The organism is Streptococcus sp. 151470009-6 (genome assembly GCF_053628175.1).
This window is the reverse complement of record NZ_JBSEZF010000001.1, coordinates 397,160-423,551: the sequence shown is the minus strand read 5'-3', so window position 1 is coordinate 423,551 and position 26,392 is coordinate 397,160. Positions and strand designations below refer to the sequence as shown.

21 protein-coding genes and 1 pseudogene are annotated in these 26,392 nt (G+C 40.7%); 4 read left to right on the top strand and 18 right to left on the bottom strand.

Translation table 11 applies throughout. The annotated features are described in order from the left end of the window. Positions 1 to 4 precede the first annotated feature (4 nt). Positions 5 to 3,658 (bottom strand): helicase-exonuclease AddAB subunit AddA, encoded by a 3,654-nt coding sequence (gene addA, locus ACUW6H_RS02155; RefSeq protein WP_454360635.1) that lies wholly within the window; start codon positions 3,656 to 3,658, stop codon positions 5 to 7. Further along, positions 3,655 to 6,930: an ATP-dependent nuclease subunit B gene (rexB, locus tag ACUW6H_RS02150; RefSeq protein ID WP_454360633.1), complete on the bottom strand. Its 3,276-nt coding sequence runs from the start codon at positions 6,928 to 6,930 to the stop codon at positions 3,655 to 3,657. The genes addA and rexB overlap by 4 nt, the downstream gene beginning before the upstream one ends. A 121-nt stretch (positions 6,931 to 7,051) precedes the next feature. On the opposite strand from rexB, the gene ACUW6H_RS02145 reads away from it, so the two are divergent. The 3 genes from ACUW6H_RS02145 to ACUW6H_RS02135 all read left to right on the top strand — a co-directional run bounded on the left by ACUW6H_RS02145 (position 7,052) and on the right by ACUW6H_RS02135 (position 9,678). Continuing rightward, positions 7,052 to 7,861 (top strand): Cof-type HAD-IIB family hydrolase, encoded by an 810-nt coding sequence (locus tag ACUW6H_RS02145; RefSeq protein ID WP_454360631.1) that lies wholly within the window; start codon positions 7,052 to 7,054, stop codon positions 7,859 to 7,861. Between the two features lie 142 nt (positions 7,862 to 8,003). Beyond that, positions 8,004 to 8,912, top strand: coding sequence for an ABC transporter ATP-binding protein (locus ACUW6H_RS02140; protein ID WP_454360629.1), 909 nt, complete (start codon positions 8,004 to 8,006; stop codon positions 8,910 to 8,912). 10 nt (positions 8,913 to 8,922) lie between these two features. After that, positions 8,923 to 9,678: an ABC transporter permease gene (locus ACUW6H_RS02135; RefSeq protein ID WP_454360627.1), complete on the top strand. Its 756-nt coding sequence runs from the start codon at positions 8,923 to 8,925 to the stop codon at positions 9,676 to 9,678. Between the two features lie 38 nt (positions 9,679 to 9,716). Here ACUW6H_RS02135 and ACUW6H_RS02130 read toward each other — a convergent pair whose 3' ends face one another. The 11 genes from ACUW6H_RS02130 to ACUW6H_RS02080 all read right to left on the bottom strand — a co-directional run bounded on the left by ACUW6H_RS02130 (position 9,717) and on the right by ACUW6H_RS02080 (position 21,035). Next, a complete protein-coding gene (locus tag ACUW6H_RS02130; RefSeq protein ID WP_454360625.1) occupies positions 9,717 to 10,595 on the bottom strand; it encodes a sensor histidine kinase in 879 nt (292 codons plus the stop codon). After that, the gene (locus ACUW6H_RS02125; protein WP_000146578.1) at positions 10,595 to 11,293 is read right to left on the bottom strand and encodes a response regulator transcription factor; all 699 of its coding nucleotides are present in this window, start codon (positions 11,291 to 11,293) and stop codon (positions 10,595 to 10,597) included. Before ACUW6H_RS02125 ends, ACUW6H_RS02130 begins: the two co-directional genes overlap by 1 nt. Positions 11,294 to 11,399: 106 nt before the next feature. After that, the gene (locus tag ACUW6H_RS02120; protein ID WP_454360622.1) at positions 11,400 to 12,137 is read right to left on the bottom strand and encodes a TraX family protein; all 738 of its coding nucleotides are present in this window, start codon (positions 12,135 to 12,137) and stop codon (positions 11,400 to 11,402) included. A gap of 144 nt (positions 12,138 to 12,281) precedes the next feature. Beyond that, positions 12,282 to 13,157: an N-carbamoylputrescine amidase gene (gene aguB / locus ACUW6H_RS02115; protein ID WP_454360620.1), complete on the bottom strand. Its 876-nt coding sequence runs from the start codon at positions 13,155 to 13,157 to the stop codon at positions 12,282 to 12,284. Between the two features lie 9 nt (positions 13,158 to 13,166). Further along, entirely contained in the window at positions 13,167 to 14,252 is a 1,086-nt protein-coding gene (gene aguA, locus ACUW6H_RS02110) for an agmatine deiminase (protein WP_454360618.1), read from the bottom strand. Next, a complete protein-coding gene (gene nspC / locus ACUW6H_RS02105; protein ID WP_454360616.1) occupies positions 14,249 to 15,376 on the bottom strand; it encodes a carboxynorspermidine decarboxylase in 1,128 nt (375 codons plus the stop codon). Before nspC ends, aguA begins: the two co-directional genes overlap by 4 nt. Then, on the bottom strand, positions 15,376 to 16,635 hold the full coding sequence (locus ACUW6H_RS02100; protein ID WP_268720264.1) for a saccharopine dehydrogenase family protein: 1,260 nt from the start codon (positions 16,633 to 16,635) through the stop codon (positions 15,376 to 15,378). The genes nspC and ACUW6H_RS02100 overlap by 1 nt, the downstream gene beginning before the upstream one ends. Next, on the bottom strand, positions 16,632 to 17,492 hold the full coding sequence (gene speE / locus ACUW6H_RS02095) for a polyamine aminopropyltransferase (RefSeq protein ID WP_000366713.1): 861 nt from the start codon (positions 17,490 to 17,492) through the stop codon (positions 16,632 to 16,634). The genes ACUW6H_RS02100 and speE overlap by 4 nt, the downstream gene beginning before the upstream one ends. After that, on the bottom strand, positions 17,493 to 18,953 hold the full coding sequence (locus ACUW6H_RS02090) for an aminotransferase class I/II-fold pyridoxal phosphate-dependent enzyme (RefSeq protein WP_454360579.1): 1,461 nt from the start codon (positions 18,951 to 18,953) through the stop codon (positions 17,493 to 17,495). Positions 18,954 to 19,645: 692 nt separating this feature from the next. After that, a complete protein-coding gene (locus tag ACUW6H_RS02085) occupies positions 19,646 to 20,497 on the bottom strand; it encodes a CbrC family protein (protein WP_454360577.1) in 852 nt (283 codons plus the stop codon). 31 nt (positions 20,498 to 20,528) lie between these two features. Then, entirely contained in the window at positions 20,529 to 21,035 is a 507-nt protein-coding gene (locus ACUW6H_RS02080; protein WP_454360575.1) for a YfbM family protein, read from the bottom strand. A 119-nt stretch (positions 21,036 to 21,154) separates the two neighbouring features. Between ACUW6H_RS02080 and ACUW6H_RS02075 the strand changes: the two are divergent. Then, a pseudogene (locus ACUW6H_RS02075) lies at positions 21,155 to 22,173 on the top strand (hypothetical protein). Between the two features lie 33 nt (positions 22,174 to 22,206). On the opposite strand, the gene ACUW6H_RS02070 reads toward ACUW6H_RS02075, so the two are convergent. The 5 genes from ACUW6H_RS02070 to ACUW6H_RS02050 form a co-directional block, all read right to left on the bottom strand. After that, complete coding sequence (locus tag ACUW6H_RS02070) at positions 22,207 to 23,013, bottom strand: hypothetical protein (protein WP_454360573.1); 807 nt, start codon at positions 23,011 to 23,013, stop codon at positions 22,207 to 22,209. 33 nt (positions 23,014 to 23,046) lie between these two features. Further along, complete coding sequence (locus ACUW6H_RS02065) at positions 23,047 to 23,358, bottom strand: hypothetical protein (RefSeq protein WP_454360571.1); 312 nt, start codon at positions 23,356 to 23,358, stop codon at positions 23,047 to 23,049. A gap of 4 nt (positions 23,359 to 23,362) precedes the next feature. After that, positions 23,363 to 23,539 (bottom strand): hypothetical protein, encoded by a 177-nt coding sequence (locus tag ACUW6H_RS02060; protein ID WP_454360569.1) that lies wholly within the window; start codon positions 23,537 to 23,539, stop codon positions 23,363 to 23,365. A gap of 19 nt (positions 23,540 to 23,558) precedes the next feature. Continuing rightward, entirely contained in the window at positions 23,559 to 24,434 is an 876-nt protein-coding gene (locus ACUW6H_RS02055; RefSeq protein WP_454360567.1) for a DUF4300 family protein, read from the bottom strand. A gap of 156 nt (positions 24,435 to 24,590) precedes the next feature. Then, on the bottom strand, positions 24,591 to 26,330 hold the full coding sequence (locus ACUW6H_RS02050; RefSeq protein WP_454360565.1) for a glycoside hydrolase family 13 protein: 1,740 nt from the start codon (positions 26,328 to 26,330) through the stop codon (positions 24,591 to 24,593). Between the last annotated feature and the right edge of the window lie 62 nt (positions 26,331 to 26,392).

Genomic DNA, 26,392 nt, shown 5'->3' with positions numbered 1-26,392 from the left:
TAGATTATACTTTTACAACTTGAACCTCATCTTTGCCGAGTAAAATCAGGTATTTCTCAATATTTTCAATCGAATAGGCTCGTGATAAGGCTTCTCCATATAGGGCTAACTGACTACGATAGCGGTCTATGAGTTGACTTGGTTGATCGTAACGGTCTGTTTTGTAGTCGAAAAGAACGATACGATTCTTATAAAGAAGATAGCCATCCAAAATTCCACGAACAACAAAGTCTTCCTGACTCTTTTGGTCGCGTTTGAGCATGGAGAAAGGTTGCTCACGATAGAGATAGTCAGTATTAGCGAGAATCTCCTGACCGAGTGGCGTATCAAAGAATGCTAGAATTTTAGAAAGATTGATCTTGTCTCTAACAGCTGGGCTGGTTTGAACTTGGTGCAGAGTATCTTTCAGGTTATCAAGTGTTGGTTGCTGACTGAGGTCGATTCTCTGCATCAGTTCGTGAGTTGCACTACCAATCTCAGCTCCTGTCACCCTTTCTTTAGTTGAAAAATCTGGTAAATCAAAGCTGATTTTCTTGTCTACTGACTGACTTTGACCTGCAATCTCAACACCTTCCATATCCATAACAGGTTCGTAGAATTTCTTGATTTGGCTTGGGGTTTGAACACTTGGAAGTTCAATGGCTGCGCGGTGAAGAGTATTATAAACTTCCACCTCTTTCAGCATTTCAAGGGCTTCTTTAATCGTTTCAGACTGACGATTGTCTGCTTGAGAACTATCTTGTAGAGGACTCTTGTTTTCCAACTGGCCAATAGCTTCTCTAGTCAACTGTTCTTCACCAACGAAACGATAACTAAAGTTGAGATTGTCTCTAGCAAATACTTTACTAATCGCCCAAACCCAATCTTGGAAATTCTTGGCTTGCAGTCTGGTATTGCTATCTAGTTTTTCGTTTTCAGCAGCTGGATATTCCTTGGCTTCCAGCTTTTCACGAGAGCCCTTACCGACAAGATAAAGCTTTTTCTCAGCCCGTGTCATGGCAACATACAGCAAACGCATCTGCTCTGAATAGCTAGCCAGTTGCAGCTCTTCTTCATTTTGCATATAAGTGAGGCTAGGAATGGAGAGTTTAATGGTTTTAGGATAGTGGGCTTCTACTGCTCCTGTTTCTACCTTGGCAATGTATTTGACACCAAGACCATTTTGACGACTGAGAATAACATCAGACATCGAGTCTTGCTTATTGAAGTCCTGATCCATGTTGAGGATAAAGACATAAGGAAACTCCAGACCTTTGCTCTTGTGAATAGTCATAAGTTCCACAGCATCCTTTGGCGGTGCGACAGCCACGCTTGCTAGATCGTGCTGGGCTTCCAAAACTTGATCAATCATATGAATAAAACGAGACAAGCCTTTGAAATTACTCTTTTCAAACTGGTCTGCTCTCAAAGCTAAAGCATAGAGATTGGCTTGTCTAGCAGGACCGTTTGGTAAAGCACCAACATAATCGTAGTAAAAACGGTCATTATAAATCTTCCAAATTAAGTCATAGAGAGAGTGGGTTTTGGCATACAAGCGCCAAGAAGCCAAAATATCCATGAACTGATTTAATTTTTCCGCTAGAGCTGTATGAATTAAATCTTTCTGGCTAGCTACTTGTTTTTGAGCATTGACCAGTTTCTCATAGAGATTTTCTTGGACCTTATCTTCTACTTTCTGAAGGGACAAGCGTGCCAACTCGTCCTCGTCAAAGCTAAACATAGGAGACTTCATCAGAGCAACTAAAGCATAGTCTTGCAGGGGATTGTGGATGACACGAAGCGTATCCAGCATGACTTGTACTTCTAGGGATTGGAGATAATTGTTTTGCTCGCCGTCGGTTTTAACTGGAATCCCGTACTCAGACAGGGCGAGGAGAATCTGATCATTTCGACTGCGGCTGGAGGTCAAAAGTGCGATTTCTTTAAAAGCAACACCTTTTTCCTGATGAAGTTTCAAGATTTCCTTGATGACTAGGCGCATTTCTCCTGTGAGTTTTGTTTCTGTTTGGCTCTCTTCCTCCTCTTGTCCGCTGTCGTCCTTATCGTAGAGGAGAAATTCTGCCTTGTTGTCTGGATTGGGAGTTAGTTTAGTATTGGCAAAAACAAGCTGGTGCATGCTATCATAGTTGATTTCGCCGACTTCTTGGTCCATGAGGCGTTCAAAAACATCGTTGGTTGCTGATAGCACTTCTGAACTGCTACGGAAATTTTCCTTGAGGAGGATCAACTTGCCTTCTTGAGGATTTTGCGCATAGCGTTGGAATTTTTCATTGAAAATCTGCGGATCTGCCTGACGGAAACGGTAGATAGACTGCTTGATATCTCCAACCATAAAGCGATTGTGACCATTCGACAGCAACTCCAGCATCCGTTCTTGAATGTGGTTGGTATCCTGATACTCATCGACCATGACTTCATGGAATCGCTCCTGATATGCATCACGAACTTGTGGGAACTTCTCTAGAATTTCAATGGTGTAATGGCTGATATCAGCAAATTCAAAGGCATTTTCCTGACGTTTACGCTCACGATAAGCCTCCACAAAATCACTCATAAATGTTTGGAAAGTTTTAGCTAGCTCTAATGTGTCTAAATGATAACGTTCTTGATAGTCGAGAATTGTTATCTGGTCTACTAGTTGTCCTAGTTTAGCAAACTGGGCCTTTCTTTCTTCGTTGTAGGCATCAGCCAGTGGCTTCAAATCGGCCTTACGACTAGAATTAGCTAGAGCTCTACCATTTTTTTCTTTCGATATGGCGACAACACGCGTAAGCACTGCTTGATAAACCTGGCTATCGGACTCTTGATTTAAGGAGCTAATTTGATCCAGAACCTGTTGAACAGCTTCTAAATAGGTAGCTTTGGGAAACTCCTTGGCATCATTATCCAGATGATAACGGAAAAAGATTTCCAAATCCCAAAGCGCCTGCTTGATTTTCTCAGTTAGTTTTTCTTTTTCACTAGCAAAATCAGCTTCTTCAAATCCCTTGAGGAAAGATTCACTAAGCCATTTTTGAGGATTACTAGTGGATTGGAGAAAATCATAGATTTTGTAGACTTGCTGGCGCAGACCTCGTTCATCCTTGCCTCGTCCAGCAAAGTTCTTGACCAAACGACTAAATTTCTCTTTATTCTCACCTTGGTAATGATCTTCAAAAACCTGATGAAAAACTTCATTCTTTAAGAGTAACTGTTCACTTTCATTTTGCAGAATACGGAAGTTCGGTGCGATATCAATCAAATAGCCATGTTTTCCGAGGAACTTTTGTGTGAAGGAGTCCATGGTTCCGATGGCAGCGTTTGGCAGGTCTGCCAACTGGCGTCCCAAGTGTTGTTTGAGATCGACATCAACGGTTTCTTGGATTTGCTGGCTGATTTTTTTCTCCAAGCGTTCCTTGAGTTCAGTAGCAGCCTTGACGGTAAAGGTCGAGATAAAGAGTTGGCTGATTTCCACGCCACGTGCTAATTGGTCAAGAATGCGCTCTGCCATGACAAAGGTTTTCCCTGAACCAGCAGACGCTGAGACCAGAATATTTTGCCCTGCAGTATAAATGGCTTCGATTTGCTCGGCTGTTTTATTCTGTTCCTTGCTCGAACTCGCTTCTGCTTCTTGCAATTTTTGAATGTCTTCCTCAGTTAAAAAGGAAATAGGCTTCATCGATTCAACTCCTCTCTCATTTTTTCAAACCAAGCTTGCTTGAGTTTTTCTCCGACCAGTCGTTTGCCATCAGCTAGCTCTAACTTCTCTAGAAAACGAGCTTGACCTAGATGGTAGTTTGCTTCAAAGCCAGTAATAGCCTGATGTTGTTGAACGTATGGGGCAATACTTCTGCCATTCTCTGTGTATGGATTGATGGCGAACTTACCTTGTAAAATCTTCTCAGCTGCCTTCTTGTAAAGATGGGCATTATAGTCTAGTAAGAGCTGGAATTCCTCGTCTGTCAGCTGATTGGCCTTGTTTTTGTTATAAAATTCGCCCAAGTGACTGCTTTCTTTTTCTAAAAAGAGTCCCTGGTATTTCATTGACTTGCTAGCTTCTACTACTGCTCCTACCAAACTCTTAACGGCTAACAGAGATTGGACAGGCTCAGCCATTTCCAAGTACATAGCGCCGAAAAAGTTCTGCTCTCCTTCTCCCTTGAGAGCAGCAAGATAGGTTGGCAGTTGGGAATTAAGCCCATTAAAGAAATGAGGAAACTGGAACTGGGTCAAACTAGACTTGTAGTCTACCACTCCTAACGCTCCATCAGCTTTCAAGCGGTCAATGCGGTCCACCTTACCTCGCACATGGACTCTGCGACCATTATCCAACTGGATAAAGGCTTGGTCTCTGCCGCCAAATGTTGCCTCTTCCTGAATGGTCTCAATGGCTGGATTATGACGTAGGATGTGGCCAGTGGTCCTAGCGACATCAAGAAGAACTTCCTTGGTAAACTGGGCTTCCAAACTTTCTTGATAAATGGCTTCAAATTCGCGTTCTTGACTGGTTTCTTGGATAGCTTGCTCCAAACGCTGGTCAAACGGATTTTCAGTAGGCAGTTTCAAGGCACGTTCAAAAATACGGTGCAAGAAATTCCCGTGACTGCGGGCATCTGGACGAAGGCGCAATTCTTCCTGCAAACCTAAGACATAACGGAGGAAATAACTGTATTCATTGCGATAAAACTCTGTCAAACCAGAGGTAGACAGGTAAAACTCTTTGTCAGCTGGATAGAGAGCCTGCAAGGTCTCTTTCTCTAATGGTTTGCTACTTGGACTAGTTGGGATAGCTGGATTCGTAAGGCCTTTTTGATCTAGTTTTTTACCCATTACACGCACCAGAACATTGACAAAGGTCAAATCTTGCTCAGTATCACTCGTCTCGCCCTGCTGGTGATAGGCAACCAGACTGGACAAAAGACTGTGATATGATCCCACATCTTCCTTAGACAGTCCTTTGTGATTTATCCTCTTCTCTTTCCGACTAAATCCAAAATGGACCAGCTCTTGAAGATAGGCTGATTCTTTACTCTCATTTTCATTGAGAAGACTTGGTGCTGACAACACCAACTGTTTACGGGCAGCATTAACTAAGGAAAGCATGGTGTAGCGATTTTTCTTGAGGTTCTCACTGCTTGCAATCAGTAATTGCGCTCCCTCTTCAGTCACTTGGTTTAGGCTTTGTCTTTCTTCATCTGTCAAAAGACTGGTGTTTTGCGCGATTTTTGGTAAATGATCCTGAGTCAGCCCGATGGCATAGACAAAATCAGCAGTCAATGGTGCAATCAAATCATAACTCTGCACCAGAACGGTGTCCACTGTTGCTGGTATGGTGCGATACTGAGACAAACTCATCCCAGAATGAAGCAAGGCTAGGAAATCCTCCAGACTAACTTGTGAACCAGCAAAAACCGTCGAAAATTGTTCTAAAACATGGCAGAAAGCCTTCCAAACTTCAGCTTGTCTTTCCTGTTCTAGAGTTTCCATAGTAGCTGTTAAACCATGCATCTGCTTGCTTAAAGCAGTATTTTTTAGAAAAATACTCCACTTTTGCAAGAGATTTTCAGCCTTCTGTTTCCGACTAGTAAATAAGGTTTCAAGAGGCTCCAAAACACGTAATCGAATGGCATTCAAACGCTCTAAATCAAACTTTCCATGGTGGGATTTGGTGAAGGTCTGCTGAAAGGCAGGCAAGCCATTGATGCCAAGATAGCGGAGATATTGTTCAAAAGCATCAATATCAGCCTGACTAAGGTCAGTATACAGACCAGTTCTGAGGAGATTAATCAAATCCTCCTGACGGAAACGGTAACGTTTCAAACGCAAAATAGACTCCACATACTGGGTTAAGGGATGATGGGCCATGGATTCACTTCTACCAAGATAGAAAGGAATCTGGTACTGGTCAAAAATAGTTTTCAGTGATAACTGGTAAGAAGCCACATCCCCTAAGAGAATGCGAAAATTCTTGTAACTCAGTTCTGGATGGTCATGTAATTTCTGACGAATGCTACGGGCTACTAATTCCAACTCTTCTTTTTGCGTCAAGCAAGACCAGATTTGCAGATGTTCACGATCTTTCTCATCGACATCTAAAGCTAGTTCTGAAAAGTCATAAGAGGACTCCAGCAAACGAGAAGCCTTGTCAAAACTATCTATTTTCACATGAGTCTGAGAACGATCCTGAGCAGGTGTTTGGTATTTTGCCCCCAAATGATGAAGAAATTCCACACTGGCTTGGTAGAGATTGCCTTCGGCGAAGGGACTAGTATAAGCTTTCTTACTTGCATAAGCACCGATAACAATCTCAACACCTTTACGATGGAGTAGATCCACCACATGCTCTTCCTCGGCGGAAAAACGGGTAAATCCGTCAATGACTAAGGCAAGTTTACTGAAATAACTACTTACCTTGTCATTCTCAATAGCCTCAATCAAATGGGACAACTGACTTCCCTGAGCCAACTGGCTTTGATTGAGATAGGCCGTTACTTTCTCGAAAATTAAGAGTAAATCTACTCTCTTGTCCTCATCGGTCAAACTTTCCAAGTCCAAAAAGCTCATCTGAGCAGTTGTCATCTCATGATAAAGTTCAATCAACTGCTGGATAAACTGAGGGTCTTGTTTAATAGCTCCAAAAACTCGTAACTCTTTGGGATCGAGTTCAGCAAGGCATTTATAAAAGGCCATTCCAAGGCCGATGTCATCAAGACTGGTCTTTGTAGGCAAGTCATTTAAAACCAGATAACGAGCCATTTGAGCAAAGCGTGTGACAGTAATCGCAAAAGAAGCCTGCTGAGACAAGCATTCCAGCACAGCACGTTCCTTTTCAAATGAAAGAGAGTTGGGGGCGATGTAGAAAACTCGCTTGCCTGCAGCAACCAGCTCTTCCGCCTCTCTGGTTAGGATTTCTGTCAAAGAAGTCCGAATATCAGTATAAAGTAGTTTCATCTTTGCCTCGTTACATTTTCTGTTGTTATCCTATATTATACCATGATTTAACCGAAGATTCTGCCTCTTTCTAACCAAAATATGCTATAATAAAAGCATAACACCTAGAAAAGGAAGTCTTATGATTAAACTACTAGCCTTGGATATGGACGGAACCCTCCTTAACGAAGCCAAGGAAATCCCACAAGCCCACATCACTGCTATTCACAAAGCTATTGAAAAAGGCGTCAAATTGGTTCTCTGTACGGGTCGACCGCTTTTCGGTGTTCTTCCTTATTACAAAAAACTGGCTCTTGATCTCCAGAATGAGTATGTCATTGTCAATAACGGTTGCTCAACTCACCAGACCAGTGACTGGAGTCTAGTTGACTGGCAAGAACTCAGTCCAGCTGACATTGAATACCTCTATGACCTGGCTGAAAAAAGCGACGTCCAGTTGACTCTTTTTGATGAAGAACATTATTTTGTCCTCGGTGGTAAGCCTAATCAAATCGTTCAAAATGATGCCAAACTTGTTTTTTCAGACCTGACTGAAATTTCCCTTGAGGAAGCGACTAGTGGCAAGTATCGTATGTTCCAAGGCATGTTTTTGGGCAACGAAGAACAAACAGACGATTTTGAGCAGCGGTTTGCTGAGGAGCTCTGCCAACGATTTAGCGGCGTTCGTTCGCAGCCTGTCATTTACGAAGCAATGCCCCTTGGAACGACCAAGGCTACTGCTCTTTCTCGACTAGCAGCGATTTTGAAGATCGAGCCCTCAGAAATTATGGCCATGGGCGATGCCAATAACGATATCGAAATGCTTCAGTTTGCAGGACTTGGCATTGCTATGGGAAATGCCAGCGACCATGTCAAATCCCTAGCCGATGCTGTAACAGCCAGCAACGAAGAAGACGGCATTGCGCGTGCGATTGAGAAGTATATTTTATAATTGAGAAGCCCAGTTCATGTCAACTGGGTTTTTGTTTTTTTAAGAATCACAAAACTTTAGAAACTCTTTAGAAATACTTGATGTTTCTTTGATTTCTATAGCTTATACTAAAGTTAGAAAAATAAATCAAAAGGAGAAAATCATGAAAACAGTACTCGAAATTCATGGACTGACCAAACAATTCGGCCAACAAGCTATTCTTCAAGATCTTAGCCTAACCATAAAAGAGGGAGATATTTATGGTCTAATTGGAAAAAATGGAGCAGGTAAAACTACTCTTATCAAAATCATTACACAATTATTGTTTGCGGATAAAGGAACTATTTCCCTCTTTTCTAGTCAATCGGAAAATGAGTGGACCAAGGCTCTATCTCGAGTGGGTTCTGTTATCGAATCACCTGTAGCCCATAATCACTTAACAGCATACCAGAATCTGAAATATTATTGTATGGTTCGCCATATTCCAAATGCTGATAGGGTGATTCATGAGACCTTGGACTATGTTGGGTTGTCAGATACAGGGAAAAAAGTCTTTCGTGATTTCTCGCTAGGAATGAAACAAAGACTTGGTATCGCCATTGCCCTTCTATCCAAACCTGATTTCCTGATTCTTGATGAACCCATTAACGGACTCGACCCAATTGGGATCAAAGAATTTCGTCTCATGATCCAGCGGCTCAATCAAGAAAAAGGAATAACTATCCTCATCTCTAGCCATATCTTGTCAGAACTCTATCTCTTAGCTAATCGCTTTGGTATTCTGGATCAAGGTAAGATTATCCGTGAAATCAGTAAAGCTGAATTTCAAACACTGAGTGAGGATTATATTGTGCTTAAAACAAGCGATAAAGAAAGAGCTTGTCAGGTATTGAAAGAACAAATCCAACTCCAATTTAAGGTTGTCAATCCTGAAAATGAAATCCATATCTTTGGTAATGAACAAGATGTCAAACAGATTCTTAAGCAACTAACTTTGGCCGATGTTGCTATTGATGAGATATACTTTGCCCGTCAAAACCTAGAAGAATACTTCACCCAATTGGTAGAATAGGAGAAAAATCATGATACATACCATTCAAGCAGATTTTTACCGTCTCTTTCGCTCCAAAGGATTCTGGATTACAGAGTTCATTCTCTTTGCACTTATGTTAATGGGTGCTACTATCGGAGCTACAGGACATCTAATGTCAGTAAATACTACACCTGAAACAGAATTTCCGACCAAAGGTTGGGACGGCGTCCAAGCTCTTATCAACGCGTCTAGCAATGGTTCAAACCTCGTTTTTCTCTGCATCGTCCTGGCATGCCTCGTTCTTGGAGTTGATTTAATCGGCAAACTCTATAAAAATAATTTAACAGTGGGTGTTTCTCGTACCGAGTTTTTCCTAGCCAAAACCTTTGTACTTGCTAGTATCGCTTTCTTACAACTTATCGTTAGCCTTGTTATTGCCTTTATTCCAGCAACTATCTTAAATGGATTTGGGACCATGCCTGATGGATTTATTGGCAATCTATTGATAACTATTTCCCTTCAATTCCTTTGTCTCCTTGCTTGGCTTTCCATCGTTTCCTTCATTCTCTATGTTAGTCACTCTTATCTAGCGGTATTTATTGGTTATTTGGTCAGCTCTATCCTACTTTCTATGCCAATGCTTGTTTTTCCAGACATTGAAATTCTACGATATTTAATTCTAGATTTTGCCTATGCTATGACTACTAATAGTCAAGCTATTCTCTATACCATCACGGTTTGCGTAACAGTCATACTTTTCTTCTCTTTCAGTGGACTGACTATTTTCAAAAAGAAAAGCTTATAAAAAGGACCTCCTCTAGGATATAGAGGAGGTTTCTTCTGTTAAAGATAGATAAAGACCGAAAACCATTCTCCATCAGTGGCTAGCTTCATTTCCGCTCCAAGAAGATGAACCAATTCCTCAGTAATATAGAGACCTAAACCAGAGGATTCTTCGGTATCTGACATATTTTCAGAATAAAAACGATTGCTGAGATTGTCTATATTCTTGATAGGTTTTTTGACTAGATTATCAATTTCTAAAACAAGTCTATTTTCTTCCTTTTTCAAAGAAAGTCGAGCTTTCTCCTTACCGTGCTTGAGAACATTTCCAAGAAGGTTTTGTATAATTCGATCAAGCAAGTCCTCATCAGTCGCCGTTTTCAATCCTGGTTCAACATTAAAATCAAGAACAATCTGTGAAGATTGAAAAACGTCGTAATAAGCTAAAGTCTTTTTCGTTATAAAAGTTGATAAATCAAGTTCTTCCAGTTTCGGTTTGACTGCTCCTTCCATCAAGTGACGGTATTCGAGGAGTGCCTCCAACCGTTTGGAAACCAAATCCTGATGATGGGCTATTTTGCTTAAAGTTTCCTGACTATTATCGGGGTGTTTTATTAGTTGCTGAGTATATCCTGAAGCGATTGTCAAAGGTGTCCGAATATCATGGGCGATATTGCTGATGGCCATATCCAGGGTGTGTTTTTCACGCTTCATGATTAGCTGATTTTGCTCCACTTCTTGAAATAGATTCTCAATTTGGTTATGTAGACGCAAAATGATCTTTGAAAAGAAATTTATCCCGATCCTCTTCATGCTACCAGAGCGAATCTTTTCTTCGATTTGTCTGCTTAAATCTCTAATTGCTATATGATAGCGAATCAAAGAAATCGCCAAAATAATGTTAGTAAGGAGTAATATTGATATCAAAATGTAATTCATTATTTGTCTCCTTTTAATCGAACACCAACTCCCCAAATGGTTTCAATGTACTCATGATTTGGATCCAGTTGATACAGTTTTTTACGGAGATTGCTTAGATGAGTGTTGAGCGTATTGTCTCCAGGCAGGTAACTTTCTTCCCAAATCAATTCATAGAGTTCTTCTTTGGTGAAGATTTTTTTAGGATGATGGAGCAACATTTGAAGAATCTGGCACTCTTTCTTTGCAAGGCGAATGGTTTCAGTTGTGCTACTTATTTCAAAACTATCCGCATCGAATTGGATATTTTTAAAGTTTTGCACGAGGTTATCAATTTCTCTTCGATCTCCTGACTGATGTTCACCACTTTGGCGTAATTGCACAGTGACTCTGGCAAAGACTTCGTCCAAATCAAAAGGTTTTACTACATAATCATTGGCACCGTCTAGTAGATATTGGCTGATGAGCTTTTTATCACCTAAAGCAGTAAGCATGATGACCGGAGTCTGATTCGTTTGTCGAATAGCTTGCAAGACTTGGTCACCATTTTTCCCAGGGAGCATGATATCTAGCAGAACAAGATCAATGCCACCTTTGTCAAATTGCATGATACCTTCTGTGCCAGAAAATGCTTGGATCACCTCGTGTTCCTCTGTAAGAAGGGTTCTTAAAATTTCCTGGATTTCATTATTATCTTCAATTACAAGAATGCTCGCCATAAACCTCGTCCTCTCTAAAACTATTATAACATGTTTTGTTAGGAATTCCAGATACAGAAAAGCTCCTCTCACATTTTAAGTAAGATGGAGCTAATGGAAATTGAATCTATTTAACCAAATAAGCAATCAAAGTTATGATCCATAGATGAGTCGGGTAGAAAATATAAAAGAAATATTTACTCCAGCTGGTTTCTTGTCCTCGCTGTCCATTATACAAGGCTATAAAAGGAAATACGGTGATAAAGAGCCAGTCAGAATTGTAAAGCATCATTTCTAGTGTTTGGTGCCAAGTGTCGTAAATTTGGATGGAAGTCACTAACAAGAAGGCCCACAGAAAGGCATAGAGCAGATTTCGCAATCCCTTGCGATTTCGACAAGAGTAACTAATCAAGAGAAATGGTAGCATGGTTATACCACCCTCGGTAAAAAGACAACCGAAAATCAAGAGACCAGCAACTCCAATCCGACGCCACAACTTCTCTTTTTTATCCAGCTCTTTTCTGGGAAAACCAAGCCAAAGCATGGTGACACCGATGGCCAAAGTCAAGAAAATATTATTAGTGACCATTACTCCTTTGGATACAAATAGGGCGTTGAGAAGGCTATTTCCAGCAAACATGATAAGCGCCCAAGACCAGAGGCGGATGAGGTAGTTTTTCAAATTTCGAGTATGGATGAATCCTTCCATAGCCATATAGGCAAACCAAACTCCCACACAACGGGTCAAGGCGTGAAAGATACCTTCCCACAAAGGAGAAACGATTCCGGTAATATGCGGAATATGGTCTAGAACCATTACTGCCGCCATCAGATACTTCAACTGTGTCGCATTCCATTTTTTCATAATAAACCTCTTTCTTTTTGATCTACATAGAGTATAGCATACATTTCCGCGTATAATCGTACACCCATCTTACATTTAAAAAGCCTATCTTACATTTTTGTAAGACAGGCGTGAATATCAAAAGTTTATTATGAAAGTTACCTTCTAGTCCGTAATTCGTTGGTACATTTCGGGTCTTCTATCACGAAACAGTCCCCAGTTGAGGCGTTCACTTGCTCCCTTATCAAGGTCATAAGTTGCTAACAGAACAGCTTCCCCTTGTCTTTCGGCTCGCTCTAGAATAGCTCCTGTTTCATCCGTCATAAAGGAGGAACCGTAGAAGTCAAGACTGGAACTTTGTCCACCATTTTCCTCGCTAGGAGTGACTTCCTCCAAACCATAACGATTGGCTGCAATGACTGGAACAATATTCGCTGCTGCGTGTCCTTGCATAGTACGTTGCCAGTGACCACAACTGTCTGTATCCAAAATTGGCTCTGAACCAATAGCTGTTGGGTAAAAGAGTAATTCTGCACCATTCAACGCAAGACAACGGGCTGTTTCAGGAAACCATTGATCCCAACAGATACCGATCCCAATCTTGGCGTAGCGAGTATCCCAGACCTTGAAGCCAGTGTTACCAGGCGTAAAATAAAACTTTTCTTGATAATAATGATCATCTGGTATGTGGGTCTTCCGATAAACACCCAGCACTTCACCATCTGCATCAATGACGGCGATTGAGTTATACAAGACATTGCCATCTTTTTCATAGAAACTGATCGGTAAAACAACTTCTAGTTCCTTAGCAAGCACTTTAAAATGCTGAATGGCTGTATTTTCTGTCACTGACTGGGCATACTGGTAGTAGTCATACTGGCGTTCCTGACAGAAATAGGGACGTTCAAACAGCTCTGGCAAGAGGATGATTTGTGCGCCTTGTTCCGTAGCTTGACGTACTAGACGTTCCGCTGTTTGGATATTTGTTGCCACATCCTTGGCACATTGCATCTGGATCGCTGCAACTCTAACATTTCTCATCTTTTTCTCCTAATCTGGGATTTGTTGGGTGATACAGTGGATATTGCCACCACCTAATAAAATATCTCTGGCTGGTATTCCTACCACTTCACGGTCTGGAAAACACTTGCTGAGGATATCTAGGGCCACTTGGTCGTTTTTATCTTGAAATTGAGGAACAAGGACAGCCTTGTTGGCAATATAGAAATTGACATAGGAAGCTGCAAGACGTTCACCTGCATAACGCTCTTCTTCCCCTTCTTCATATATGTAGCCTGGCAAATCCTCTTCGGTTACAACTTGTCGAACTGCAGGGATAGGCAATTTATGAATGGTGAAGGGACGCCCTTTTGCATCCGTTTCCTTCTCTAAAAGCTCTAAATCAGCTACTGACATGGCATATTGGGGATCATTTTGATCATTTGTCCAAGCCAAGACAAGCTCTGCAGGACCAACAAAGGCAGCAACATTGTCAACGTGTTCATTGGTTTCGTCCTGATAAATTCCGTAAGGAAGCCAGATAACTTTTTCAGCGCCAAGGCACTCTAATAAGGTGTTTTCGATTTCCTCTTTACTGAGATGAGGATTGCGACCAGGACTGAGTAAGCAGCTTTCAGTCACAAGAATGGTTCCTTGACCGTCGCTGTGTATGGCTCCGCCTTCCAGTACAAAAGGTTTAACATCGTAAACAGGCATTTCCAAGGCCTCAGAAAAACGACTGGCTACTTGGTCATCCTCTTCATAATCTTGATAAAGACCATCAACAGCACCACCCCAGGCATTAAAAGACCAGTCTACTGCCAACTTTTCTCTTTTTTCATTGACGAGAATGGTCGGACCTGTATCACGCGCCCAGGCATCATTAGTAGGAATATCTAGATAAACAACCTTTTCTCCAAGATAGGATTGGGCTTCAGATAGATGGTCCTGCTCCACCAAAAGATAGACTCTTTCCACTTCTGCTATGGTCTTGATAATCTGAGTAAATACTCTTTTAGCAGCCTTTCCTTGAAAAGGCCATGAACCTGGTCGAGTCGGCCATATCATGAGGGTGCCATGATGGGGTTCGTACTCTGCTGGCATACGATAGCCTGCTTTTTTCGGAGTTTCTATCATGATAATCTCCCTTTAAAATCTTGATAGCCAAAGGCTTTGACTAAGCTACAGTCACCTTGCTCGTCCATGAGATAGAGACTTGGGAGGCCAATACCGTTAAAAGTATTATTTTTGACAAAGGAATAAATAGCCATGTCTTCAAAATAAAGCCTATCACCTATTTGGACTGGATTTTCAAAGCTATAATCTCCAATCACGTCGCCCGTCAGACAGGTATTAGAAGAAAGCCTATAAGTATGGGCTTTTTCCATTGCATCAAAGCCATTTCTCAAAGGTGGACGATAGGGCATTTCAAGTACATCTGGCATATGGCAGGTCGCAGAGGCATCTAAAACCAAGATCTCCATACCGTTTTCGACAATATCCAATACCTCCGTTGCTAGATAACCCGCATTGAGCGCAATAGCTTCACCCGGCTCGATATAGACCTCAAGATTGTAAGTTTCTCGGATACGCTTAATTTCAGAAATCAGTAAATCCACATCATAGTCTTCTCTTGTGATGTGGTGTCCACCACCCATATTGAGCCATTTTACCTCATGTAAATAAGAACCAAACTGCGCTTCTACTGCTTTCAAAGTTGTCTCTAAATCATCTGAACCTTGCTCGCAAAGGGTATGAAAATGAAGTCCGTCCACTAAATCCAATAAATCACTTGGTATCTTGTCTGAAGTCACTCCAAAACGAGAGCCAGGAGCACAAGGATCATAAAGCGCGTGGTCACCCTGCGTTGAACATTGAGGATTGATGCGAAGACCCACACTGATACCAGCATCACGACAACGTTGACCATATTTTCGTAGTTGTCTCTCTGAGTTAAAAACAATATGATCCGATATTTGCAGTAGCTCTTCCATATCTGATTCCTTGAAAGCAGGTGCAAAGACATGGACTTCCCCCGGGAATTCTTCTCTAGCTAGCTTGGCCTCATAGAGACCACTTGCAGTTGTACCAGATAGGTACTGGCTAATCAAGGGATAGGTTTTGTAGAGGGAATATGCTTTCTGGGCAAGCAAAACCTTGCAACCAGCTTCTTCTTGTACATATTGTAAAATGCGACAGTTGGCTTCTAATTTTGCTAAGTCAATGACGTAAGCTGGTGTTGGTACATGTTCTAGCTTCATTAGTCCACCATTTGTGGGTTTTCTACCACAACCCATGGCAATCCGTACTCATTCAAAGCTTCCATGAATGGATCTGGATCCAATTCTTCAAGGTTGTAAACTCCAGGTTGTTTCCACGTACCATTCATAACTAATTTTGTCCCAATCATGGCTGGAACGCCTGTAGTGTAAGAAATTGCTTGAGAACCAACTTCTGCGTAGCATTCCTGATGGTCGCAAACATTGTAGATGTAGATTGTCTTTTCAACGCCATCTTTGATACCTGTAAAGATACATCCGATATTAGTTTTTCCAACAGTACGTGGTCCAAGGCTTGCAGGATCTGGAAGCAAGGCTTTCAAGAATTGGATTGGTACGATTTCTTGACCGTTAAAGTTAATGGTATCTGTACGAAGGAGACCAACGTTTTCCAAGCATTTCATATGCGTTAGATAAGATTGGCCAAAAGTCATAAAGAAACGAATGCGTTTAACACCAGGGATATTTTTCGCCAATGATTCAATTTCTTCATGGTGGAGGAGATACATGTCTTTTTGCCCAACTTGAGGGAAATCATACTCACGTTTGATAGACATAGCTTCAACTTCTACCCATTTTCCATCTTCCCAGTAAGAACCTGGTGCAGAAACTTCACGTAAGTTGATTTCTGGGTTGAAGTTTGTTGCAAATGGATAACCGTGGTCACCACCATTACAGTCTAAAATGTCGATATAGTGGATTTCATCAAAGTAATGTTTGAGGGCGTATGCTGAAAAGACACTAGTCACACCTGGGTCAAAACCAGATCCAAGAAGAGCGGTTAGGCCTGCTTCTTTGAATTTCTCTTGATAAGCCCACTGCCATGAATAATCAAAGTAGGCTGTAAAACCAAGTTCCTTGCAGCGTTTTTCGTAGATGGCACGCCACTCAGGATCTTCTGTATCCTCTGCCTCGTAGTTAGCTGTGTCAATATAGTGAACTCCAGTCGCTAAACAAGCATCCATAATGGTCAAGTCTTGGTATGGTAAAGCTACGTTCAAAACGGCTTCTGGCTTGTAGCTTTCAATCAAGGCAATCACTTCTTCAACCTTGTCAGCGTCAAGGGCAGCTGTCTCAATCTTTGTACTTGTTTTGCCTTCTAGTTTAGCTTTCAAGTCATCACATTTTGACTTGGTACGGCTAGCAATCATAATCTCTTTAAAGGTTTCGCTATCTTGGCAAATCTTTGAAATAGCAACTTGGGCAACGCCCCCACATCCAATAACTAGTAAACGACTCATTTTTTTCCTTCCTCTTCTTCTAAAATGTCTTCTACATACTTAGGCAACATAAAGGCTCCCACGTGTAAGTTTGCAGTGTAGTATTCTGTGAAAAGCTGGCGTTTTTTCCAGCCTTCCTTGTCAAAATCTTTGACAGGGTGGTATTTTTTCGATGCAAATCCAAACAACCAATAGCCCGCAGGACTGGTTGGGATATGGGCCTGATAAACCCGGCTAATTGGAAAGGCTTGATTGACCTTGCGGTGCATGCTTCGGCATGCTGACTCATCTTCGTCAAAGAAGGGACTACCATGCTGGTAAATCATGATACCGTCTTCTTTCAAGGCTCTATAACTATTTCCGTAAAATTCCTTGGTAAAGAGCCCTTCCGTATGACCAAATGGATCTGTCGCATCGTTGATAATAATGTCGTAATCATCTTCGCAATTTCTCAAAAATCTCAGCCCATTTTGGTAGTAAATGGTAACACGAGGATCATCTAGCCCCGCAGCAAAGTCTGGGAAATACTCACGACAGACCTCAACCAACATTTCATCTGGTTCCACAATATCGATTTGCTCCAGTTCAGGATAGAGGGTTAATACTTGGGCAACACCACCGTCACCACCCCCAATAACCAAGACTTTCTTGGGATTTGGGTGGACAGCCATGGGAACGTGTACGGTCATCTCATTGTAAACAAAATCATCTGCATCTGAAAACAAGACGTGCCCATTTAAAATCAGTATTTTTCCAAAAGCTGGCGTATCCAAGACTTCGATATCCTGCCATTCACTTTTACCAGCGTATAGTTGCTTGGCTGTTCTCAGGGACAATTTGACATCTGGAGTATGAACTTCAGAAAACCATAAATCCATCTAGTTCTCCTTTCTCTTAATGACGTTAATGTGATTGACCTCAGGATCTTCCGTCCCTTGGAGGGAACAACCACGTTCCTTGGCAAATTGGATATAGTCTACAATTTCTCGTGTAATTCGTTCACCAGGAGCCAAGATAGGAATCCCTGGAGGGTAGCACATGACAAATTCTCCACAGACTTGTCCAATAGATTCGTCCAGGGTTAAACTTCTTCTATTTGAGTAAAAGGCTTCCTGAGGAGACAGCACCAACTCAGGTTGGATATATTCTCCGGCTATCAAGTCCTTCCCATCTCTTGAGTAGAGTCTCTTGATATCAGCCAAAGCACCAACCAAGCGCTCGATATCTTGGATACGGTCACCAATCGAAATATAGGCCAAGATATTGCCGATATCACCAAACTCGATCTGAATGTCATATTCATCCCGTAAGAGGTCATAAACCTCGATACCGGTTAAGCCAATACCCTGAGTGTAGACTGACAACTTAGTAACGTCAAAATCACAAACGGAAACACCGTCTATTAACTCTTTAGAGTAAGCATAGTAGCCACCGATAGCATTGATTTCACGACGAGCATACTCGGATAGCTCAATGACTTTCTCAAACGACTCTTTACCACGAAGGGCTAAGTTTCGACGCGAAATATCTAGACTAGCCATCAACAAGTAAGAGGCAGATGTAGACTGGGTCAGGTTGATAATCTGACGAACGTACTCAGGGTTCATCTGCTCCCCAATAAGTAAAATGGAGCTTTGGGTCAAACTCCCACCAGACTTATGCATAGAGACCGCCGCCATATCAGCACCTGCGTCCATAGCAGAAATTGGAAGTTTATCTGTAAAATGCAAATGAGCTCCATGGGCTTCATCCACTAAAACCAGCATGCCTGCTTCATGAGCCATTTCCGTTAAACCCTTGAGGTCTGAACAAATCCCATAGTAAGTTGGATTGTTGATGAGGATAGCCTTGGCATCTGGATGTTCCTTTATAGCTTGAGCCACACGGTCATTTTCAAGTCCTAAAGCGATGCCGATTTTAGGATCTACACTCATCTCGATATAGATGGGAATGGCGCCACATAGAACCAGCGCATTGATAGCAGATTTGTGGACATTACGTGGCAGAATAATCTTATCTCCCGCCTTGCAGGTGGAAAGAATCATGGTTTGAACAGATGAAGTTGTTCCACCGATCATGAGAAAGGCATGCGCTGCTCCAAAAGCATCCGCAGCCAGCTCCTCTGCGTCTCGAATAATCGAAATGGGATGGCCTAAATTATCCAAGGGTTTCATAGAATTGACATCAATGCCAACACATTTTTCTCCCAACAATTCAACAAGTTCTGGATTTCCCCGTCCGCGTTTGTGACCTGGTACATCAAAGGGAACAATCCGTTTCTTTCTTAGCTTTATCAGACCTTCATAAATAGGGGCCTGATTTTGATCTAACTTTTTCAAGACATACTCCTTTACCATATTTTTAGCTCCTCAAAATGATGAGGGCGACCAAAGGTTGACTTATGAAAAAAGAGCAGGTTTTCACCTGCTCTGCAATCTTCTGACGTGTTTATTTTGGTTTCTGTTGAGTATGTCTGTTCCCGATGTTTCCTAACTCTCTAGTAGCAAATATTACGTACTTTATTGATCGTTTCACAAGATGACGTGTGCTTTCACCACACTAAAATTTATGAATTAGGACAAGCGTCCTAACATCAACTTATAAAAGTAGGCTTTTAACCCTATCAATAATGTGGCTTTTCAACCACGCTTCGGCATTCAACCCTGCCTGTCCGTAGGCATTTTTTACTCGGGTTTATATTTGCTAGAAAACATCATCTCATTTTCTAAGCCTTATAACTATATCATGTTTACACAAGTTTGTAAAGTATTTTGTGAAAGTTTTTTTAAAAAAAATAATTTTTGTTCGTATTTTTAATATATCTAAAAATTAAAAACTATTTCAAATTTGCCTTTAAATAATAAAATAGGAACTAGGTTTGGTAGCTCCTATTCTTCATATGATGATTTAAAAGATAATAAAAGTATACTATGACACAATGCACCAGTTTTCATATTCTAAAATTAAATTAGAGATTAGACATTAAAAGAATACAAAGGAATGTATGTTAATGTAATTGTATCATTAAAATTTAATCAGCATCAACCCCGATCTGGTATTTTTGACAGTGAAGGCATCTAAAAAGGTAGCCACAAAGAGAGCCATCCTTAACCAAGTATTCTTCAATATCTTGATATTCTCCACGCTCTTCATAGTCTGCCAAGACTTGCTCGGCAATTCCCATGGCCTTTAATTCTCGAGTGCCAACTGTACCCAAATAAGCACAATAATCCTGACAACAAGAAAGCCAATTTTCTCCCTGCCAACTAGAGTAGCCAGGGGTCTGGCAAAAAAGCACCTGGTCTTTTTCTGGATCCAATTCACCCTGACACTCAGCATCTTGAACAAATTCTGCATCGAATTTCTTTGCTGCTAGCCCGTTTGCAATACAAAATGGACAAAGATTTTTGATGTTGTCAATACAATAAGGCATCAAGTTATAATATATATTGCTTTCTTTCCCACAAGATGGACAAAGCTTGGCTTCTCCCTCTACAAAAGCTCTCGTTGATAGAGGATCTGGATGGTAGATAAAATGTGGCAAAGACTGTGATAGCTCTGTTCTCTGCTTCTTCTCTTCTTTTCTTAGAGGACGAGGAAGGGCAAAGCGATCTCCATGGCTTTGACTCCTCTCTGCTAAGTGAGCTAATTTTTTAATTTGTTTTCGATCTGGCTTAGTGATTATTTTGGTAAATAAATCATAGGCACTAGCGTAGAGACCTAATTGCTCATAGAGATCTACTAAGACTTTCTTCGCTTCCAAATCATCAGACTTAGCTAATTCATCAACTAATTCATAAAGAGCTGAGACACTTGGTGGATTGCACTCTTGGGCTATATATTGCTTCTTTAAAGTAATGTATTTTTGTAAATATGGATTCATAGGATTACCTTTCTAATGGATTATAAAAACCTTAACAAATAGTCACTAAGACATTCCCCTTGTGGTTTAAGATTTCCTTGTAAAAGTCTTTCATTTTTACAAAGCTGGTTCGAATATCATCCTTGATTTCTTCCTCTTCTTCAAGATAATCCCAAATATCGGGGTATAACTCTGCCTTCTTGCATGCTTCCATACTAAAGTCCGCCAAGGCTCTGTGCATGTCAAAACTTTCTAGAGCTTCTACGATCTCGGCTATCTTGTTTTTTTCCGTATAGGCTATGTACTCAGACACTTCTTCTAAAGGAGTCACTCCTAAAACCGCTTCTCTCAAGGGATTGTCATCCAAAAATTCTGAACTACTAAATCCTGTCAAGACAAAGACCAAGGCATCCCACATTTTGTCGATATCTATTAAGATATCATGACTATCAGCGGAATCCTCAGCAAAGTCTAACAAATCATCTTCTTGATTGGAAAGACCTTTTATTTGTTCTAATTCATTATCTGCTAAATATTGATAATTGGCAATCATTCCCATGATTTTACTCCTTTGAATCAGTTAGTATCATATGGATATTTCTAGTTCTATTTCCCTAGAAAATGCTATAATGGAGCTAAGAAATTGTTTTATTGAATGTTAAATAGGGGAAAGTAGTAATGTTCACTAGTATTGTTTTGGGTTTTTATGCTCTTTTCTTTCTATCCTTGTCCTTTACTATCTACCTCTATATCAGACTTGTAGTTGCAGTTAAAAAAGGCAAAGACATTCCCAAATGGATTTATAAACTTGGCCATGCTGTTCAAGGAAGAATTCACGTTGACTATGAAGAAATAACTGATGCTAATGCCCTTAAAGAGATTCATTGGTTCTTGCTAATCTATTTAACCGTAAATCTACTCGTATTGGCTGTCTTCTACCATTGTGGTAATAGCTTTCCTCAAGCCATTTATGAATGTTTGAAAAACAATTTTTTATCGTACTTGTTAGTATGGTTTTAAAAAGTATTGGCAAATTTGTTGTACTGGCTATAAGAAAAAACTTTCATAACAGTCATGTCTATGCATCAACCAACGCTTTTATCGGGACAGCTTTTTTAACGAGTTATGTTTTTATGTTTTGCATGATGATGAGTGGCATTCCGGCTCAACCTGTTCCAGTAACCATTCAAGATACTACAGTAATTATCGGTGAGAGCAAGGCTTCCGAGCTTTTGGACCAAGGTTTTAACTTCGAAGATAAAAGTCCAGATAGTTCCATCACCAATCCCAAAAACGACCACTTCTACTACGGTCAGCTTCTCGAAGTCAAGCGAGATGAGCAGTCCTACGGCTTTATGATCCTTACTTCTACAGGAAGAGATACTGATCAGCTCAAAAACTGTGTCATCACCTATTACAGAACGCCTAAGGATAACAATCAACTAGAAAAAATTTCCATCAATCATGTCAAGCTAGCAAATCTCAAGCTCCAAGACTTTCAAACACGAAAATTAATCAATATCTTTGAAGTCAATCCAGCTGATTATAAAGTCTCTGATAAAGATACCAACTTTATCCTAACCATCCAAACAGCAGATTACGACCTCTGGAAAAGGTACCGGATTGAAGCAAAGTTCAATTCAGATGGTTCGATTAATAGCTATGGAGTCAGGGCCCAGCATAGCATGTGGGAATGACTCACCCCTTATTGTCCTCTTATCAGATAGACATTAGACTGAAAAAATATCATCGACAAGTTTATAGGTTTCGATGAACCGAAGGCCAGAAGAACCTTTATCTCTAGTGATTTCTTCATAAATATCTTCTAAATTTTGGGCAGGTGCCAGCATCCAAAGACTAAAAGGTTTAAGCTTCACCTGTCCAATTTTTTCAATATTATCTAATAATTGGCCTAAATCTTTGTGATTGAACCAGCAATCTGTATCCAGAGCAAACTTGGTATTGTCCATCTTACAGGAGATTTGACTGGTCAAAAAATCATCGATGGTGGGCTTTTTTGTTTGTAAGAGGCGCGTGCAAGCTAGATGGTACTCAAGCTTTCTAGGACTCTGCTCAACCATAGATACAAAGACAAGACCATACTCATCTTCGAACTTAACAGCAAGGATATCTCCTTCTTCAAAGTAAGGTTTGCGTTTGGTTTTGGCTTTAGGGACCTTTAGAGGCCTAGGATTTTCAGTTAGCAACTGAACTGCAAGTTTTTCCAAGACCTTTTGCCTTTGCTTCAAAGCCTTTGAGTCTATTTCCAACCAAAATGGATCGGGACCTTTTTTGATAAGCTCCAAGGTTTTATCTCTGATATCGTCTGTCAGGTGACCAATCTTCCACAGTGAGTAGGCAAGAGCAGTCCAATAAATTTCTGAAAAAAAGTCTATTTGACAGTAATCTTTCTCCGCATCGAGGATATCCTTTATAATGTTCACCACCTGTTCACCGTCTCTATAGCGACCGACTACTTCATTGTAAATATCATAACCTTGATCACTGTCAATGATTTTAACGCCATCAATAGCCATACTCAACTCCTATATCTTATTAAATCTCAAAGCTTATTTAATCTTATGCTTATTCATTTTCTCTTGGAAAATATTTGTAAGAATTTGTCGTAATTCTTGAGCTTCCTTTTCTGGAAGTTGCCCTTCTTGTTCAGCTATAGCGTATAACTCTGGATACTCGAACGAGATTCTCTTAATCGTACGTGTAATCGCATGTTTTCTAACAAAAAATGGAATACGCTTAATGTATTCTTGAGGGATCAGCGCGATAATCTTGTCAGCAGTTTCTTTATCACTCAGTTTAGAAAAAGTTAATCCCTTTTTAATCATTTCTTGTTCTTGTTTCGTAAAATCTTGTAATTCCATATGTCTACTCCTCATCTTCCGTCACTTCCCAGACTTCTGACTGGTAGCCCTCACCATCTATATCATAGCGCTGCATATAGCCTATAAATTTTTCCTTTTTATTTGCCTTACGAGGCTTGAGAATGTTTACAGCCCAGAATCCGATAAGAATGACAACTAAAAGCGCCATTACTGTTTCCATCTCATCACCTTTGCCTACCTTAATACCCTTCAACCCACTTTTCATTGTCCATGATGAAAGGCTTAGCTAGTCCGTCACCTGTGTAATCCGCATATTTGGTGGATAGATACTTGTAACAGTCTTCCTTGGTCGCAAATTTGATGGCTTGATAAGGCTCTTCAAAAGTCAGTTTTTCAACAAATAAGAAACCATCATCAGCTGGCACTAAAATACCAACATGCCCGACAAAAAGAAACTCTCCATCCAAATTATCATGCAAGACTACAGACAGCATTCGAGCCTTGTCATTAAATTGAAACTGGGAGAAGAATTTCTCCATCTTCTGCGCGTGAACTTTTACATCCGTTGTCGCTTCTGTCTCCACCCTAGAAAATAGAATATCAAACTCTTCCTTGTCTTTCGCATCAAACACCTTTCCCTTATCAATAGCGTCATTATCCACAAAAAGCAGCTGATCATTCTTTTCAAGTTTTGGAATTGTGACTGAATTTTTCAAGAGCGCATAGCTATTGATACGGCAGTTGGTCCCGACAAAGTCACCCTTTTTTTGATTCCAGAGATTGCTGATTTTCTCTACGTCGTATTCTGTTTTTGTAAAGGAGACAAAATCACCACTTAAGCCAGTAGAGCCGACAGTCGCATTATAGTCTGTGACAAGATTGAAAAATGCCTCAACACTATTTGGATCCAAGTGCGCTGATAAGAGAGATTTGACCTCTTCGGAACTTACCTGACTGTTTAGATTGGTATATGAAGCCGTCCAAGGAACTTTATCTGAACTGGTCTGTGCCTGATTTGCAGCTTCAGTGCTCGTATTATTTTGCTGACAAGCAGCAAATCCAAGTAATAAGGGTAAACACAGTCCCAAGGCTACTACTTTTCTCGTTCGTTTCATGCAATTCTCCTTCTAGACTACAAGTCTCTTTTTCATTTTAAATAGCATTCACTAATCGTTCATCTAGAAATCGTTGACTTAGCTATATTATACTACATAAGTCAAAAAAAGACTGCACGAATCACCCATTCATTACAGTCTTTTTAAACCTATTATTTATTGAATGACGAAACCTTTAGGCAAAATCACCAGTTGCTGGTCCAATTCTTGGCAATGACTGGCCAGCGCTATAGTATCACGACCTACAAGATAGTTTTCACTTGATTGGTTAAAAATAGCTTGGATTTTTTGCCCATCATAATCCCATGCCAGAGATACCACATCTGTCTTGATTTCTTGCAGACTATAGGTTCCATGTTGGATTATATCTGAGACACTCTTGCGAAGCTGAATCAATTTCTTCATGAAATGAAGCATCTCATTACTGTCGGATACACGTTCCCAAGGCATGACACGACGACAATCTGGATCTGGTCCTCCATCTAACTCCAACTCAGTTCCATAGTAGAAACACGGTGTTCCCCTTTGCAAAAAGAGGCAAGCAAGGGCAGACTTCACAAGTTGAACATCTCCCTTGGCAGTAGTCAAAATGCGCTCCGTATCATGCGAATCCAAAAGATTGAACATCACTTCCGAAATCTGCTGTCTATAGTACATGGACTGGCTATTGATTTCATTGATAAATTGATGAGGTTTCTTAGTCCCACGTAAGAAATAATCCTTGATGCTATCAGATAGTGGATAGTTCATGACTGCGTGAAATTCATCGCCATTTAGCCAAGGCTGTGAAGTATGCCAGACTTCTCCAAGAATATAAAGTTCAGGCTTTTTAGCCAAGACAGCCTTCCGGAAATCTCTCCAAAATTGGTGGACCACTTCATTAGCCACATCCAAACGCCAAGCATCGATATCAAACTCTTCAATCCAGTAGGTCGCAACGCTCAACAAATAGTCCTTCACTTGAGGATTGGCCGTATTGAGCTTGGGCATATAGCTGGCAAAGGCAAAGGTATGATAAGGGAGCTTTCTTGGATTCCCCAGCTTATCCTTGGTCACTGGGAACTCTTGAACATGGAACCAATCTTTGTAAACGGAATCTTCACCATGTTTGAGAACATCCTGCCATTGTGGAGATTTGTCCCCAATATGGTTGAAAACAGCGTCCAGCATGATCTTCATGCCTCTCTGATGAGCTTCTTTCACCAGTTGACGGAAGGTCTCCTTGTCTCCAAAATGACGGTCGATTTCGAAATAATCTGTCGTATTGTACTTGTGATTGCTTGGGGATTCAAAAATCGGACAGAGATAAAGTCCTGTAATCCCCAAATCTTGCAAGTAATCCAGATGGTCAATAACACCTTGTAAATCACCTCCAAAGAAATCGCTCGTCTTTGGTTTGATAGAGGAATCCCAAGCTAGTGAACCTTCAGGTGAAATCTCAGGGTTCCCATTAGCAAAACGTTCTGGAAAAATCTGATACCAAACTGTATCGGCCACCCAGTCAGGAACATGGCAAGCATCAATCTCATGAATATAAGGAATTTTAAATCCATTTCCTTCATAATGAAGATTTTCTAGTGTGTTTTCAACACAGCCCTTATCGCCATACAAAATACTCTGACCTTGCTTATCTTTAAGTTCAAAAAGATACTGGAGTCGGGCATAGCCAACCGTAACTTCCGCTTGCCAGTAATCAAACAAAGCATCAGAAGTTACTTTACTCATCTCCTTACTATCTTCATAACGGTCCTCTATAAAAATAAAAGGATCTCCATAATGTAAGTTGATGCTTTCAATATCATCTTTCTTGATCCGGATGCGAATGTGCATTGTCTTGTCTTTATAAAGATAAGCATACTCCGACTCTGGTCTGTGGTGAATGGCTGTTAATTCCATTGTTCTGTCTCCTAGTTTACTTTTATTCATCTTGTTGCGCAAACGTTTTCATAATTGTGATT